General features: G+C 60.8%; 13 protein-coding genes. 8 read left to right on the top strand and 5 right to left on the bottom strand.

Annotated features, from left to right (window positions below):
- Nucleotides 1-212: 212 nt before the first annotated feature.
- Nucleotides 213-1,172, bottom strand: a complete 960-nt coding sequence (locus AC6BYQ_RS20740) for a LysR family transcriptional regulator (protein ID WP_498057481.1) — start codon at nucleotides 1,170-1,172, stop codon at nucleotides 213-215.
- Nucleotides 1,173-1,254: 82 nt separating this feature from the next.
- Between AC6BYQ_RS20740 and AC6BYQ_RS20735 the strand changes: the two genes are divergently transcribed.
- The 5 genes from AC6BYQ_RS20735 (at nucleotide 1,255) to AC6BYQ_RS20715 (ending at nucleotide 7,967) form a co-directional block, all read left to right on the top strand.
- On the top strand, nucleotides 1,255-2,340 hold the full coding sequence (locus AC6BYQ_RS20735; protein WP_498057480.1) for a tartrate dehydrogenase: 1,086 nt from the start codon (nucleotides 1,255-1,257) through the stop codon (nucleotides 2,338-2,340).
- A 364-nt stretch (nucleotides 2,341-2,704) separates the two neighbouring features.
- A complete protein-coding gene (locus AC6BYQ_RS20730; RefSeq protein WP_309530634.1) occupies nucleotides 2,705-4,315 on the top strand; it encodes a BCCT family transporter in 1,611 nt (536 codons plus the stop codon).
- 25 nt (nucleotides 4,316-4,340) lie between these two features.
- Nucleotides 4,341-5,465: an aromatic ring-hydroxylating oxygenase subunit alpha gene (locus AC6BYQ_RS20725; RefSeq protein WP_019455611.1), complete on the top strand. Its 1,125-nt coding sequence runs from the start codon at nucleotides 4,341-4,343 to the stop codon at nucleotides 5,463-5,465.
- Between the two features lie 46 nt (nucleotides 5,466-5,511).
- The gene (locus AC6BYQ_RS20720) at nucleotides 5,512-6,960 is read left to right on the top strand and encodes an NAD-dependent succinate-semialdehyde dehydrogenase (protein WP_498057479.1); all 1,449 of its coding nucleotides are present in this window, start codon (nucleotides 5,512-5,514) and stop codon (nucleotides 6,958-6,960) included.
- Between the two features lie 41 nt (nucleotides 6,961-7,001).
- A complete protein-coding gene (locus tag AC6BYQ_RS20715) occupies nucleotides 7,002-7,967 on the top strand; it encodes a PDR/VanB family oxidoreductase (RefSeq protein ID WP_498057478.1) in 966 nt (321 codons plus the stop codon).
- A 30-nt stretch (nucleotides 7,968-7,997) separates the two neighbouring features.
- On the opposite strand, the gene AC6BYQ_RS20710 is transcribed toward AC6BYQ_RS20715, so the two are convergent.
- From AC6BYQ_RS20710 to AC6BYQ_RS20695, 4 genes are all read right to left on the bottom strand, one after another.
- Nucleotides 7,998-9,068, bottom strand: a complete 1,071-nt coding sequence (locus AC6BYQ_RS20710; RefSeq protein WP_498057477.1) for an ABC transporter ATP-binding protein — start codon at nucleotides 9,066-9,068, stop codon at nucleotides 7,998-8,000.
- Complete coding sequence (locus AC6BYQ_RS20705; protein ID WP_019455607.1) at nucleotides 9,061-10,830, bottom strand: ABC transporter permease; 1,770 nt, start codon at nucleotides 10,828-10,830, stop codon at nucleotides 9,061-9,063. The genes AC6BYQ_RS20710 and AC6BYQ_RS20705 overlap by 8 nt, the downstream gene beginning before the upstream one ends.
- A 78-nt stretch (nucleotides 10,831-10,908) precedes the next feature.
- On the bottom strand, nucleotides 10,909-11,997 hold the full coding sequence (locus AC6BYQ_RS20700; protein ID WP_025160204.1) for an ABC transporter substrate-binding protein: 1,089 nt from the start codon (nucleotides 11,995-11,997) through the stop codon (nucleotides 10,909-10,911).
- A gap of 166 nt (nucleotides 11,998-12,163) precedes the next feature.
- Nucleotides 12,164-13,081: a DMT family transporter gene (locus AC6BYQ_RS20695; protein ID WP_197668319.1), complete on the bottom strand. Its 918-nt coding sequence runs from the start codon at nucleotides 13,079-13,081 to the stop codon at nucleotides 12,164-12,166.
- 293 nt (nucleotides 13,082-13,374) lie between these two features.
- Between AC6BYQ_RS20695 and AC6BYQ_RS20690 the strand changes: the two genes are divergently transcribed.
- From AC6BYQ_RS20690 to brnQ, 3 genes are all read left to right on the top strand, one after another.
- On the top strand, nucleotides 13,375-13,707 hold the full coding sequence (locus AC6BYQ_RS20690) for a tRNA-binding protein (RefSeq protein ID WP_019455604.1): 333 nt from the start codon (nucleotides 13,375-13,377) through the stop codon (nucleotides 13,705-13,707).
- Nucleotides 13,708-13,737: 30 nt separating this feature from the next.
- Entirely contained in the window at nucleotides 13,738-14,619 is an 882-nt protein-coding gene (locus tag AC6BYQ_RS20685) for a 2OG-Fe dioxygenase family protein (protein ID WP_019455603.1), read from the top strand.
- Nucleotides 14,620-14,828: 209 nt separating this feature from the next.
- Nucleotides 14,829-16,151 (top strand): branched-chain amino acid transport system II carrier protein, encoded by a 1,323-nt coding sequence (gene brnQ, locus AC6BYQ_RS20680; protein ID WP_498057476.1) that lies wholly within the window; start codon nucleotides 14,829-14,831, stop codon nucleotides 16,149-16,151.
- Nucleotides 16,152-16,245 lie beyond the last annotated feature (94 nt).

The following is a 16,245-nucleotide window of genomic DNA, read 5'->3' as shown; positions in this document are numbered from 1 at the left end:
CGCCCGCTGTGAATCGCCGCGTTTGCATTATTCCCGCGCTTCAGCGGCTTTTCGCCGCCGTCACATCGGCGTTTCTGTCGAAGAGTGCCTCAACTGAAACGCTTCAGCTGAGCATAAACCAAAGTTTTGGCAAAAGGAACAGGAGCAACAGTTCCACAAGTAACGGAGGGGAGTTTTACGAGCATAAGATGATCTGGCGCACATTTTTGGCCTCAAGGCCGCGACGAATTTTCACCTGCCGCCTCCGTTTCGCCATAGTGCTCGCGGAAATAGTCGCGCAAAAATTCGACCGTCACCCGCACTTTCGCCGACGTTGCCAGCCGGGAGACGTATACCGCCCAGATGTTGGCCGGCTGATAGTACTCCGGCAGGATATGCACCAGCCGGCCGCTGTCGATGTTCTCTTTCACATCCCAGGCGGAACGCAACGCAACGCCCTGCCCGTCCAGGCACCACTGATGCACGATTTCGCCGTGGTTCGACGCCAGCGCCCCCGTCACCTTTACCGTCTCTTCGCCGCCCGGCCCCTGCAGCCGCCACAGCCCGAACGGGTGGTCGCGCTCCTTGATCACCAGGCAGGCGCGGCCCGCCAGCTCCGCCGGGCTTTTCGGCACGCCGTGGCGCTGCAGGTACGCCGGCGAAGCGCACAGAATGCGCTGATTGTCCGCCAGCTTGCGCGCGATAAGATTAGGGGCGATATCGTCGCCGATGCGGATATCCAGATCGAATCCTTCGCTGACCAGATCCACCAGCCGATCGGACACGTCGAGCCGCAGTTCCAGTTGCGGATACTCCCTGGCCAGCGCCGACAGCGCCGGCGCCACGAAACGCCGGCCGAAGCCGAAGCTGCTGACCACGCGCAGCATGCCCTGCGGCGCCTGGCGCACTTCGGACAGTTCGTCCATCATCTGATCGACATCGTTGAGAATGCGCTGCGCCCATTCGTAGATGCGTTCGCCGTCTTCGGTGATCGCCACCCGCCGCGTGGTGCGATGCAGCAACGAGACGTCCAGCGCCTTCTCCAACAGCGCGATGCGCTTGCTGATAAAGGCCGGCGAAACACCCAGCTCTTCGGCGGCGGCGGCGAACCCGGCGCGGCGCGCCACCAGCACGAACACCCGCAGGTCACTCAGGATCGGCATATTATTCATGATTCGTGTTTTATGTTTCACCGTTTTCGCGATTGATTAACAGTTAGTCAATTATAGGATAACAGTGTTGTCAATCTCCCCTACCTACAAATGAGACCTCTGTATGAGCAAAACTTACAAGATTGCCGCTATCCCCGGGGACGGTATCGGGCGGGAAGTGTTGCCGGAAGGCATACGGGTATTGCAGGCAGCGGCGGCGCGCTGGGATCTGTCGTTGGAATTCGACACCTTCGAGTGGGCCAACTGCGACTACTACCAGCACCACGGCCAGATGATGCCGGACGATTGGTTTGAACAGCTCAAGGGCTTCGACGCCATCTATTTCGGCGCCGTCGGCTGGCCGGACACGGTGCCCGACCACATTTCGCTGTGGGGTTCACTGCTGAAATTTCGCCGCGACTTCGAGCAATACGTCAACCTGCGCCCGGTGCGGCTGTTTCCCGGCGTGCCCTGCCCGCTGGCGAACAAGCAGCCGGGCGACATCGATTTCTACGTGGTGCGCGAAAATACCGAAGGGGAATACTCCTCGCTCGGCGGGCGGATGTTCGAAGGCACCGAACGCGAAATGGTGATCCAGGAGTCGGTGTTCACCCGTCAGGGCGTGGATCGCATCCTGAAATACGCCTTTGAGCTGGCGCAGCAGCGCCCGCGCAAGCGTCTGACCGCCGCCACCAAGTCCAACGGTATGGCCATCAGCATGCCGTACTGGGATGAGCGCGTAGCGGAGATGGCGCGCCAATACCCTGATATCGCCTGGGATAAACAGCACATCGATATCCTGTGTGCGCGCTTCGTGCTGAATCCCGAACGCTTCGACGTGGTGGTGGCTTCCAACCTGTTCGGCGATATTCTGTCGGATCTCGGCCCGGCCTGTACCGGCACCATCGGCATCGCGCCGTCGGCCAACCTGAACCCGGAACGCAACTTCCCGTCGCTGTTCGAGCCGGTGCACGGCTCGGCGCCGGACATTTTCGGCAAGAACATCGCCAACCCGATTGCCATGATCTGGAGCGGTGCGATGATGCTGGACTTCCTCGGCGACGGCGATACCCGCTACCGCCAGGCGCACGATGGCATCCTGCAGGCGATCGAACGCATCATCGCCGACGGGCCGCGCACGCCGGACATGCGCGGCGACGCCTCCACCCAGCAAGTCGGCCAGGCGATCGCCGCCCTGCTGCAACGCTAAACGCCGTTGATTTTCCCGCGCAGGGCGCTCTTTCGCGCCCTGCTTCGCCACGTCCGTTTTTCCGCTTCGATCGCCGCCGCAACTCCGCTGAAAACCACCGCAGAAAGCACGCCAATACCCCGGTCAAGATCACAACAAATTGTTTACATACTGTGTTTTATCCTTTTACAGATGCCCCAATTGTGGCCCTCCTGTAATTTGTGCACACTCGAAAATGTTAATGAAGAGTAAATATTCCCGGCGGCGTTCAGCCGGGGCATTTGCTCCTCGCGGTGTAACAAAACAAAGGGTTCAAACCAATAAGGCCCGGGCGCCCCCTACGCTTCACGCACCGGCCCACCACCGATAACAGGAGTTCACTCCCATGCAGAGCACCCCTAAAAAGGATGTCACGCTCATCGCCATCAGCCTGTGCAGTATTGCGCTGATCGCCATTTGCCTGATGCTCTTTCCGGCTCAATCCGCGCTTATCGCCAACACCATTTTCAACGGCGTCACCCGGCTGTTCGGTTCAACCATTCAAATCCTGGTGCTGATCGCCCTGCTGGTGGTGCTGTATCTGGCGTTGAGCAAATACGGCAACATCCGCCTCGGCGAAGGCAAACCGCAATACTCCACGCTGGCCTGGCTGTTCATGTTCATCTGCGCCGGCCTCGGCTCGTCCACCCTGTATTGGGGGGTGATGGAGTGGGCGTATTATTACCAGACACCGGGGCTGAACATCGCGCCGCGCACCCCAAAGGCGCTGGAATACAGCATCAGCTACTCCTTCTTCCACTGGGGCCTGAGCGCCTGGGCGACCTATGCCCTCGCTTCGCTGATCATGGCCTACCACTTCCACGTGCGTAAGAACAAAGGGCTCAGCCTGTCGGGGATCATTGCCGCCATCACCGGCGTGCGCGCCAACGGACCGATCGGGCGGATGGTGGATCTGATTTTCCTGGTCGCCACCGTCGGCGCCCTCACCATTTCGCTGGTGCTGACCGCCTCCACCTTTACTCGCGGGCTGACGGCGTTGACCGGCATCCCGGATAACTTCACGGTACAGGCAACGGTGATCCTGCTGGCGGCGGTGATCTTCTGTCTCAGCTCCTACATCGGCATCGACGGCGGCATGCAGCGCCTGAGCAAAATGGTCGGCTGGGGCGCCTTCGCCTTTGCCGGGCTGGTGCTGCTGGTCGGCCCGACCGAGTTCACCATCAACAACACCATCAACGCCATCGGCCTGACGGCGCAAAACTTCCTGCAGATGAGCCTGTTCACCGACCCGATGGGCGACGGCAGCTTCAGCCGCAGCTGGACGGTGTTCTACTGGCTGTGGTGGATCTCCTATACTCCCGGCGTGGCGATGTTCGTCACCCGCGTCTCGCGCGGCCGCAAGATTAAAGAGGTGATCTGGGCGTTGCTGCTCGGCAGTACCCTCGGCTGCTGGTTCTTCTTCGGCTCGCTGGAAAGTTACGCCATGCACCAGTTCATCAGCGGGCAGCTCAACGTGCCGGAGATCCTCAGCACCCAGGGCGGCGAAACCGCCGTGCAGATGCTGCTGACGGCGCTGCCGCTCGGCAAGCTGTTCCTGGCCGCCTATCTGTTCATCATGATCATTTTCCTGGCCTCCCATATGGACGCCGTGGCCTACACCATGGCCGCCACCAGCACCCGCAACCTGCAGGAAGGGCAAGATCCCAGCCCGATGCTGCGCCTGTTCTGGTGCGTGGTGATTACCCTGATCCCGCTGTCGATCCTGTTCACCGGCGCTTCGCTGGACACCATGAAAACCACGGTGATCCTGACCGCACTGCCGTTCCTGCTGGTGCTGCTGGTGAAAACCTACGGCTTCGCCCGCTGGCTGAAGCAGGACTACGCGGCCATTCCGGCGCACCTGATCGAAAGCAGCCCGCCGGCGCTGCCCGAGGCGCCGCCGGCCGCCGAACTCTCCGCTCCATCGTCGTATCAACCGCGCCCTATGGCGAAATGACAATAAGAAAGAGGAAGGTTAACTTATGAGCACTCTGATCCCTGAATTTACCTTACCGAAAGATTTCTGCGCCGACGCCCGCGAGGCTTACACCATTCCGGCCCGTTTCTATACCCACCAGGCGGCGTTCGAGCACGAAAAAGAGCAGGTGTTCGCCACCAGCTGGATCTGCGTGGCGCACCGCAGCGAGCTCGCCGAACCGAACGACTACATTACCCGCGAGATCATCGGCGAAAACATTCTGGTGGTGCGCGGCCGCGATAAAGTGCTGCGCGCCTTTTACAACGTCTGCCCGCACCGCGGCCACCAGCTGTTGGCGGGTGACGGCCGGGCGAAAAACGTCATCACCTGCCCTTACCACGCCTGGGCGTTCAAGCTGGACGGCGAGCTGGCGCACGCGCGCAACTGTGAAAACGTGCAGAACTTCGATAAAGAAAACTCGCACCTGATGCCGGTGCGGGTCGAAGAATACGCCGGGTTTATCTACGTCAATCTGGACTCGCAGGCCGGCACGGTGGAAGACCAGCTGCCGGGCCTCGGCGCCAAAGTGCGCGAAGCCTGCCCGCAGGTCGACGATCTCAAGCTGGCGGCGCGCTTCGTCACCCGTACCCCGGCCAACTGGAAGAACATCGTCGACAACTACCTCGAGTGCTACCACTGTGGCCCGGCGCACCCCGGCTTCGCCGACTCGGTGCAGGTCGATCGCTACTGGCACACCCTGCACGGCAATTGGACGCTGCAGTTCGGCTACGCCCGCCCTTCAGAGCAGTCGTTCAAGTTTGAAGAGGGCAAAGAAGCCAGCTTCCACGGCATCTGGCTGTGGCCGTGCACCATGTTCAACATGCCGCCGCTGGAAGGCATGATGACGGTGATTTACGAATTCCCGGTCGATGCGGAAACCACCCTGCAGCACTACGACATCTACTTTACCAACGCCGATTTGAGCGACGAGCAGCTCAAGCTGATCGACTGGTACCGCGACGTGTTCCGCCCGGAAGACCTGCGGCTGGTGGAGAGCGTGCAAAAAGGCCTCAAATCGCGCGGCTATCGCGGCCAGGGGCGCATCATGGCCGACGGCGCCGGCAGCGGCGTCAGCGAACACGGCATCGCCCACTTCCACAATCTGCTGGCGCAGGTTTATCAACCCTGATGCGACGGGGCCCGCGGGCCCCTTTCCCTGACTTGTGAGGTTCTTTGTGAATATTTCCGATCGGGCGCTATTCCGCCAACAGGCCTACATCAACGGCCAGTGGCGCGACGCCGACAACCAGGAAACGCTGCCGGTGAGCGATCCCGCCACCGGCCAACTCATCGGCAGCGTGCCCAATATGGCGACGGCCGAAACCCAACGGGCGATCGACGCCGCTCAGCAAGCGCTGGAAGGCTGGCGCGCGCTGCCGGCGCAACAGCGCGCCCAGCTGCTGCGCCGCTGGTTCGAACTGATGCTGGAACACCAGCAGGATCTGGCCAGCCTGATGACGCTGGAACAAGGCAAACCGCTGGCGGAGTCGCTGGGCGAGATCCGCTACGCCGCTTCCTTTATCGAATGGTTCGCCGAACAGGCCAAGCGCACCAACGGCGACATCATTCCTTCGCCGAGCAGCGACAAACGCCTGATGGTGCTGAAGCAAGGCATCGGCGTGTGCGCGGCGATCACGCCGTGGAACTTCCCGGCGGCGATGATCACCCGCAAGGCCGCGCCGGCGCTGGCGGCCGGCTGTACGCTGGTGGTCAAACCCGCCAACGAGACCCCTTACTCAGCGCTGGCGATGGCCGAGTTGGCTGAGCGCGCCGGCATTCCCGCCGGGGTGTTCAACGTGGTGACCGGCAACTCGCAGGCGATCGGCGCCGAGCTGACCCGCCACCCGCAGGTGCGCAAACTCAGCTTTACCGGCTCCACGCCGGTGGGCAGGCTGCTGATGCGTCAGAGCTCGGACACCATCAAGAAGGTGTCGCTGGAACTGGGCGGCAACGCGCCGTTCATCGTGTTTGACGATGCGGACATCGATGCCGCGGTGGAAGGCGCGCTGATCGCCAAATACCGCAACGCCGGGCAGACCTGCGTGTGCGTTAACCGGTTCTACATACAACGCGGCGTTTACGCCCAGTTCGCCGAAAAATTTGTCGCCCGGGTAGCGGCGCTGCAGGTCGGCAACGGCTTCGAACCGGGCGTGCAAATTGGCCCGCTGATCAACCGCAAGGCGCGCGACAAGGTGCTGGAGCTACTCGATGATGCGCTGAGCAAAGGCGCCCAGGTGCTGACCGGCGCCACGCCGCACGCGCTGGGCGGCAACTTCTTCACCCCGACGGTGCTGGGAGACGTGCAGCCCGGCTCGCTGCTGCTGGAGGAGGAGATCTTCGGCCCGGTCGCGCCGCTGGTGGTGTTCGATGACGAAGCCGAGGCGATCCGTCAGGCCAACGATACCATCTACGGCTTGGCCGCCTACTTCTATACCCGCGATGCGGCGCGCATCTGGCGCGTTTCGGAACGGCTGGAGTACGGCATGGTCGGCATCAATACCGGGCTTATCTCCAACGAGGTGGCGCCTTTCGGCGGGGTGAAACAGTCGGGCCTGGGGCGCGAAGGCTCCGAATACGGCATTGAAGACTATCTGGAGCTCAAATACCTGTGCCAGGCGGTATAACCTTTTCATGCGCGGGGACGCCCGCGCTTTGGAGCCAATGAATGACCAGCTATCAGATGCTTGATGTTCGCGTCGTCGACATCGAAACCGTCACCGCACAGATCAAGCGCTTTACCCTGGCGGATCCCCAAGGCCGGCCGTTGCCCGCCTTCAGCGGCGGCAGCCACATCATCGTGCAGATGCAGGACGGCGAGCGGCGCTACAGCAACGCCTATTCGCTGCTCAGCTCGCCGTTCGAGCTCGAACATTATCAGATTGCCGTCCGACGCGAATCCCCTTCCAAAGGCGGTTCCGACTTCATGCACGACCGCCTCGCAGTCGGCGATGTGCTGACCATCAGCACCCCGAATAACCTGTTCGCGCTGGCGCCGGAGGCGCAGCATCACGTGCTGATCGCCGGCGGCATCGGCATCACGCCGTTTATGGCCCATCTGCACGAGCTGCAGCGCAGTGGGCAACGCTATCATCTGCACTATTGCTTCCACAGCGAGGAACACAACGCCTTTCAGCAACAGCTGATGCAAGCGCCATTCGCCGACCACGTCAGTTGCCATGTCTCCAGCCTTAACGGCCGGTTGGATCTGGCGCGCACGCTGGCCGACGTGGAACCCGGCGCTCATATCTACGTCTGCGGCCCAGCGGCGCTGAACGAAGCGGTTTACCAGATCGCCGCCGAACTGGGCATTAACCCGGCGCGTTTACACAGCGAGGCCTTTGCCGCCGAAAACACGGCGGGCGGCGCCTTTACGCTGGTGCTGGCTCGCTCGGGCGTTGAGCTTGAAGTGGCGGAAGACATGACCATCCTGCAGGCGCTGGAAAACAGCAAGGCGGCCAAGGTTGAGTGCCTGTGCCGCGAAGGCATTTGCGGCACCTGTGAAACCCGCATCGTCGAAGGGGAAGCCGATCACCGCGATCAGTATCTCAGTGACGAAGAGCGCGCGGCGCAGCAAACCCTGTTGATCTGCTGCTCACGCGCCAAAGGCAGCCGGCTGGTGCTGGATCTGTAAACGAAGCGCCCGCATCAGCGGGCGTCCTGATTAGGCTTTCGGGAATATCCACAGATGCTCGGCCGGCAGGTAGAGCCGGCACAGCGCCTGCTCGCGCGCCTCGTGGCCGTAGGCGCGCACCACGAAATCTTCGGCCACGGTGCGGAACAGGTATTCCCAGCGATCGCCGAGATACATGCTGGTCAGCAACGGCAGCTCAAGCTGGTTACCCTGCGGATCTTCGCCCAACCGCACGCGCTCCACGCGGATCACCGCCGTCCCCTCCTGGCCAACCTGCACGCCTGCGCCCGCTTTGCCCCACAGCGCCCAATCCTTGCCTTCGATACGCGCCCGATCGCCTTCCAGCGCCACGATCTTGCCCGGCAAGCGGTTGTTGCTGCCCATGAACTCGGCGGTGAACAGCGTAGTGGGCGAGCCGTACATCTCCTGCGGCGTGCCCTGCTGCTCGATTTTGCCGTTATTGAGCAGCAGGATGCGATCGGAGATGGCCATCGCCTCGTTTTGATCGTGAGTCACCATCAGGGCCGACAGACCAAGTTTGATGATCAGTTCACGCAGGAATACCCGCGCCTCTTCACGCAGCTTGGCGTCGAGGTTGGACAGCGGCTCATCCAGCAGGATCACCGGTGGGTTGTAGACCAGTGCGCGGCCGATCGCCACGCGCTGCTGCTGGCCGCCGGAAAGCTGGTGCGGGTGGCGCTTGGCTAAATGCCCCAGCCCGAGCTGATCCAGCACCGCCTGTACCCGCTGGGCGATCTCCGCCGAGCCGGTCTTACGCAGCTTCAGCGGGTAAGCGACGTTCTCAAACACCGTTTTATGCGGCCACAGGGCGTAGGACTGAAACACCAGCCCCAGATTGCGCTCTTCGGCGGGAATTTCGCTGCGCGCGCTGCCGTTGTACACCGCGCTGTTGCCGATGACGATCCGTCCCTGGCTCGGTTTCTCCAGCCCGGCCACCGCCCGCAGCAGCGTGGTTTTGCCGCTGCCCGACGGTCCCAGCAACGAGACCACTTCGCCCCGTTTGAGATCCATCGACACCCCTTTCAGCACCGGGTTGTCGCCATAGGTCAAATGCAGATTCTCTACCGAAAGTTCAATCATGTAATTTCACTCCAAAGCGCAAGGCGATCCCTAACCCCAGCACCACCAGCAGGATATTGATGAACGACAGCGCGGCGACGATATCGATAGCGCCCGCGGCCCACAGGGAAACCAGCATCGAGCCGATGGTTTCCGTGCCCGGAGACAGCAGATACACCCCGGTGGAATATTCGCGTTCAAAGATCAGGAACATCAGCAGCCAGGAGCCGATCAGGCCGTAGCGCGACAGCGGAATGGTCACGTGGCGGGTGATCTGGCCGCGGCTGGCGCCAGCGCTGCGCGCCGCCTCCTCCAGCTCCGGCCCCACCTGCAGCAGCGTGGAAGAGATCAGCCTCAACCCATAGGCCATCCACACCACGGTGTACGCCAGCCAGACGCTGAAGATGGTGCTGCGCAGCGAACGCAGCCAGACAATCCCGTTCTCACGCAGCCACTCGGCCATCGGCAGCGCCGACAGCCACCCTTCCTTGAGCGATTTGTCCAACCACATCGGCAGGAACAGAAACACCCACAGGAATGCCAGGCCGGCCAACAGCCCCGGCACCGCGCGCGGCACCAGCACGCTGTAGTCGAGGAAGCGCGTGGCGCCATCCGGCTTGCGGTGCATGGCGATGCCGATAAACAGGTAACACGCCACCGCCAGCGCCCCGCCGATCACCCCGATCGCCATCGAGTTGACGATGGCGCGCAGCAGGTTGGGCTGCGCCCAGATAGTGCGGAAGGTGTTGATCGACAGTTCGTCCCAGACAGACACGCCCACGCCCCAGTTGGAGATAAAGGCCCGCAGCACCACGCCGATCAGCGGCACGCCGATGGTGATGGTCAGCCAGAACACCACCACCGCGCCGGCCACCCAGCGCCATTTGCCGAGCGGCAACGCGCGAGCCTGCGAGGCTTTGCCCTTGACGGTGACGAAGCGGTTGGCGGTGCGCATCAGCCGGCGCTGCAGCATCACCAGCGGAATGGTGATGCAGATCAGCACCACCGCTACCGCCGCCATCAGATGGTAAGACGGCGTGCCCAGCTTGTTGGTCAACTGGTACAGGTAGGTCGCCAGCACCAGGTTGCCTTCCGGATCGCCCAGCACCAGCATCAGGCCGAACACTTCCAGCCCGAGGAAGAACAGCAGCACCCCGGCGTACAGGATAGACGGCCGCACCATCGGCAGGCTGACGGCGGTCATCACCTGCAGCGGCGTGGCGCCGGCGGTGCGCGCCGCTTCTTCAACATCAGAACCCACGCTGCGCAGCGCCGAGGAGATGTACAGGTAGGCGTGGGGCACGTGCGTTAACCCGGCGATCACCACAATGCTGGCCATCGAATAGATGTTCCACGGCACGAAGCCCAACAACGCCTCCGCCCACAGTGAGAAGAAGCCCACCGGCCCCGCCGCCACCACATAGCCGAAGCCCAGCACCATCGGCGACACGAAGATCGGCACCAGAATCAGCGGTTCGATGATCCGCCGCCCCGGCAGATCGGTGCGCACCATCAGGAAGGCCAAAATGCCGCCGAGCGGGATGGCGATGATCACCAGACCGAATGCCAGAATAAAGCCGCTTCTCAGTGCCTTGTAGAAATCCGGATCGGTAAAGATGAACTCGAAGGCCTCCAGGCTGAAGACCTTGGAAGGAGAGAAAAACGGAGCCGAGAGGAAGCTTTGAATGATGATAAACGACAGGGGGACATAGATAACCAGCGCGGTTATCAACACCACCAGGCCGCGCGGCAGGCTCTGCCACTTTCTGCGCCATGCTTGCATAAATGCTCCCTATGGTTGTAAACGACGACCAAAGGGCGCGCGCCGGTGCGACAGGCGCGCGTCCGAATGCAGTCCCTGTTATTTCGCCGCCGCGGCGCGCCATTGTTTGATGTAGTCGAGACGCTTGGCCGGCTGCAGATATTCCAGCAGGCTGTCGTCGACCGGAATCGGCTTGAGCGCATTGCCCAGCAGCTTGGTCATGCCGTCGATGTCGTTCTTGCCTTCGATATCGTTGCGGATCGAGGGAATGTCAGCCTGGTTGGCGAGGATATTTTGCCCTTTTTCCGACAGCACGTAGTCGAACCACAGCTTGGCGGCGTTAGGGTTGCCGGCCTCTTTGCTGATGAAGCTCACGCGCGACAGCACCAGGGTGTAGTCTTTCGGATAGACGATGCCAAGCGACGGATCGCTCTTGGCGCGCGCCTCGGCGTACGAGCCAAGGATATTGAAACCGATCAGGTTTTCACCGGAAGAGACGCGCTCCATCATGGTGCCGGTGGAGGATTGCACCGCCAGCCCGCCCTTGGCCACGTCAGCCAGCGTTTTGAAGTAGTTGGGATCGGCCTTGAAGTCCTGCACCGACAGCATGAAGCCGACGCCGGATTTTTCGATGTCGTAAGTGGTGACTTTCTTCTTGAATTTGTCCGTCTGGCCGGCGATCAGCTTGGCCAGCGCCGCATGCGAATCCGGCACATCCCCTTGCGGGATCAGGCGTTTGTTATAGATAAACACCACCGGCTCATAGGTCGTGCCATACACTTTCTCTTGCCATACCGCCCATTTCGGCAGTTGAGCCTGCTCGGGGGAGGCGTATTCCTGCGCGTAATCGCCCGCCAGTTTCAAAATGGTGTCCATCGACGAGCTCCACACCACGTCGCCGCTGGTGCCGCCGGCCGCCTGCTCGCTGATAAAGCGGTTATATAGCTCGGTGCTGTTCATGTCGTTGTATTCGACCTTGATGCCCGGATACAACGCCTCAAACCCCTGGATCAACGGCGCTGCCGCCTTGGTGTCGGTGGTCGAGTAAATCACCACCTTGCCTTCTTTCTTCGCACCGTCGACCAGCTTCTGATAGTCGGCGGGGTAACCCGCCGGGAAGGCCGCATAGGCGGAAACGGAACCCAGTAAGGTGATTGCAGCCACGGTAGCGCTGATTCTTTTCATCATCATCCATCCCCTGATAACATTTAACAAACCAAAAATTAACATATAGTTAATAAGCACGACGAGGCAACGGCGTTGCTTTGTTATCTTTCGGTTTTGTGAGGTTGGACGATTTTCAAACAATGAAAAAGCCCGACAGCGCGGGCTTTGCGGTACTGACTGTCGCAGACTATTCTGCCAGGCGAGAGCGCCGCAGCAGGCGAATTCGCTGTACGATGGCGACCCCCAGCAGCGTCAGGACGAAACCCGCCAACTGCACCAGCGACAGCGACTCGCCAAACAGCGCGTAAGCCTGCAGCGCCGCCGCCGGCGGTACCAGCAGCATCAGCGCGGTAATGCGAGTCAAATCGCCGTGGCGCACCATCCAGATGAACAGCGCGGTGCCGCCCAGCGACAAGACGCCGGCCGACCACAGCAGCGAGAACCACAGCGTTGGCGAATTATCCCAGGCACCGGAGCCCATCACGGCCGCCAATACGCCGGTCACGATCGCCGCGCCGAGATGCTGAATAGCGCCCGCCGCCCGCAGATCGGCCGCCGCCAGCGAAGACTTCTGCACCATGATGCCGATCGTCAGCGCAACGATGCTGCCAAAGCCCATCAGGATCGGCAGCAGCGCCATATTGCCGACGTCGATGCCGGTCAGCCGGGGGGAAAGCACCAGCGCAACGCCGATAAAACCGACGGCTAACCCGGCCCAGGAGCGCAATCCTATCGGTTTGCGCAGCACCAGCGCGAAAATCAGCGCGGTGAACAGCGGCTGCAAGCCGCCGATCAGCGACATCACACCAGCCGCCAGGCCGTTCGCCACCGCCCACCAGCTTGCGGCGAGGTAAACGCCGTTCATCAGCATGCCGGTCAGCAAGTGCATGACGAACTGGCGCCCCTTGGGCCAGGCGCAATGCAGCGCCAGCAGAGCGAATACCGCCGCGGCGATCAAAAAGCGAAAGGTCAGGAACAGGTTGGGATCGGCATGATCCGCCACCGCCCGCGCGGCGATAAATCCCGTCGACCAAATTAATATCAGGAAAAACGGCGCGATAAATGCCTGACGCCGATCGCGTTTTGCATTGTGGGTTATTTCCATGTCACTACCTGAACAAATGCGATTGATGAATTACTGCCAAGCATACTAACCAATTTAACACTGTCTTAACAGCATTGGCGCAGCGCTCATACCAACGTACTCGCCCTAATCATCCGAAAATAAGGAGGTTTCAATTTTATATAATTTACAAAGCTTATAATTAACCCCATCAGGTTACATAAATGTAAATTAATTACTACATCCGACGAGGAATATCTCTCCATTAGCCACATTGCCGGGATAATTTCCCTTTGCTAGCCTTCCTGAAGCCACTTAATTAACCGGACTGTCCCATGGCCGAAATCACTGATTTTATGAAGCTGGATATGCGTATCGGCGAAATTATTTCCGTGGAATATAACGACAAGGCGTTAAAGCCCGCCTATAAACTGCGTATTGATTTCGGTGAGGAAATTGGCATTAAAAACAGCTCGGCGCAATTATGCGAGAACTATAAGGAAGATGAACTGCTCGGCAGAAAAGTCATCTCCGTCGTTAATTTCCCCGCCAGACGGGTTGCCGGATTTAAATCCGAAGTGTTGGTACTTGCCGCGGTCACCAGGGATCAAGGCACTGTCTTGCTGAAACCCGATTTCGATGTCGAAATCGGCAGCAAGATTTCATAACCGCCACATCATTCGTGAGGCAACCGAGAAATGCGACAGTTATCCCTGCTTGATGAAGTTAAGAAGGCCTACCAGGAACACCGCTCAGCCTTTATCCCCGGCGACACCATGCAAGAGATTCTGCTGGAACTGGGCGCACGGCCGGAAGATTTCGCCAAGCTGCAGCAGGTCAGCGGCAATCTGGCGGACGATCCTACATTGCCTTTCCGCAAGTCCAGAAACGGCCGCTTCTGTTTCGACTTCGATCGCGCCCAAATCGAACGGCTGGAGTTCCAGCCGTTCGTGCTTTCCGTCGAGGAAGACTTCATCCGCTACGATTCTGGCCAGGTCCGCCATTTTCGCGGCATCAACGACGATCTGCAGCTGAATACGGTCTTTCAGGCGCTGATGAAATTCAAAGCCTATGTGATCGACGGCGTAAGCGTGACGCCTCGCGCCCGGCTTAATCAGGATATCAACAAGTTCGTCTGCACCGTATTCAACCTGCGCACCGTCACCACGCCGCATATGCTGGGCGAACCAGCGCTGGAGGGCGTGCACAGCGACGGCGTCGACCACACCATGACGACTTTCCTCGGCTGCGACAACATGACCGCCGACAGCGCCAAGACTTTTATTCACGATATGCGCGAAACCAGCGGCATCAAATTCGATCAGGCCCGGCGAGAGCTGATTCTGGGAGAAATACAGCACCGGCATTTCCTCGACACCCTGCTGATCGTCGACCACGAGCGCAAACACAGCCTCTCGCCGGTGGAAGCGCAGGACAAGCGTAAAGATTCGACCCGCGACATGCTGATCTTCTTCACCCGCAAACCGGTCGAAGACGGCCACGTTTCTTTCGCCTACGACTCTTTCAAACCGCATATCGAAATCCCGCTGTCGATAGACATGGTGGCGCGCGCAAGCTGACGCAACGCCCGCAGCGCCTTGCCGGCCGCCGTTATTCATCATGGGCGGCCGGTTCACGCCAGGATAAACGGCGCTGCATTAATCAGGTTTTTATCGCCGAATTATTATATCCTGCCGGACGAAAATTTTTGCGGGCGCTCGCTGCCCTACGCGCCTGTCCTCTGCAGCCAGGCCGTTTATTTCATGAATACAGGCAGTGCCATACCGTTATGACCAAGAAATTATCCTCGAAAGACATTATCGCCCTGGGCTTTATGACCTTCGCCCTGTTTGTCGGCGCCGGCAACATCATTTTCCCACCGCTGGTGGGACTGCAGTCCGGTGAGCATCTGTGGTCGGCCGCCCTCGGCTTTATGGTGACCGCCGTCGCTCTGCCGGTGATCGCCGTGATCGCGCTGGCGCGCGTCGGCGGCAGCATCAGCCTGCTGACCGGCCCGATCGGCCGCCGCGCCGGCCTGCTGCTGGCGACCGTCTGCTACCTGGCGCTCGGCCCACTGTTCGCCACGCCGCGAACCGCCAATGTCTCTTTCGCTCTCGGCATTGCGCCTTTCACCGGCGACGGCGCCCTGCCGCAGTTCATCTATAGCCTGCTGTTCTTTACCCTGGCGATGATCGTCTCGCTGTACCCCGGTCGCCTGCTCGATAACGTCGGTCATATTCTGGCACCGCTGAAAATTCTGGCGCTGGCTGCGCTCGGCATCGCCGCCCTGATCTGGCCCGCCGGCGCGCCGCTCTCCGCCGTCGGCAGCTATCAGACATCGGCGTTTTCCACCGGCTTCGTACAGGGTTATCAAACCATGGATACGCTGTCGGCGTTGATGTTCGGATCCATTATCGTCACCGCTGCCCGTTCACGCGGCGTCAGCGACAGCGGCCTGCTGCTGCGTTATACCCTGTGGGCCAGCCTGATCGCCGGTGTCGGCCTGACGCTGGTCTATATCTGCATGTTCAAGCTCGGCGCCGGCAGCGGCAGCCTGGTCGGGAACGGCGCCCAAGATGGCGCAGCGATCCTGCACGCCTATGTGCAGCACACCTTCGGCGATCTGGGCAGCGTCTTTATGGCGGTGCTGATGTTCATCGCTTGCCTGGTGACGGCGGTCGGCATGACCTGCGCCTGCGCGGACTTCTTCTCCCGCTACCTGCCGCTTTCTTATCGCACGCTGGTGGTCCTGCTCGCCCTCTTCGCCATGCTGGTTTCCAACATGGGGCTGACCAATCTGATCCGCGTCTCGCTGCCGGTGTTGACGGCGATCTACCCGCCCTGCATCGCGCTGGTGTTGCTCAGCTTCAGCCAGAACCGCTGGCGCAGCGCCAAACGCGTCTTCGCGCCGGTGATCGCCACCAGCCTGGCGTTCGGCCTGGCCGACGGTCTGAATTCCTCCAGCTTCAGCGGCCTGCTGCCCGCCTGGTTCGACACGCTGCCGCTGGCCGAACAGGGCCTGGTTTGGCTGCAGCCGACGCTGTTGGTGCTGTTGCTGGCGGCGGCTTATGACCGGTTGCGCAGCGTCGAAAGCGCCAACGCCGCGTCGTAAGCGCAGGTTTCGTCCATAAAAAAAGCCGGTCATGATGACCGGCTTTTTTATCGGCTGACGCCAGGCGGCTTACTTCAGCAGCGCCTGCGCCTTG

It is taken from the genome of Serratia sp. LTN-2 (assembly GCF_059740205.1).
This window is presented reverse-complemented; position numbering and strand designations above follow the sequence as displayed.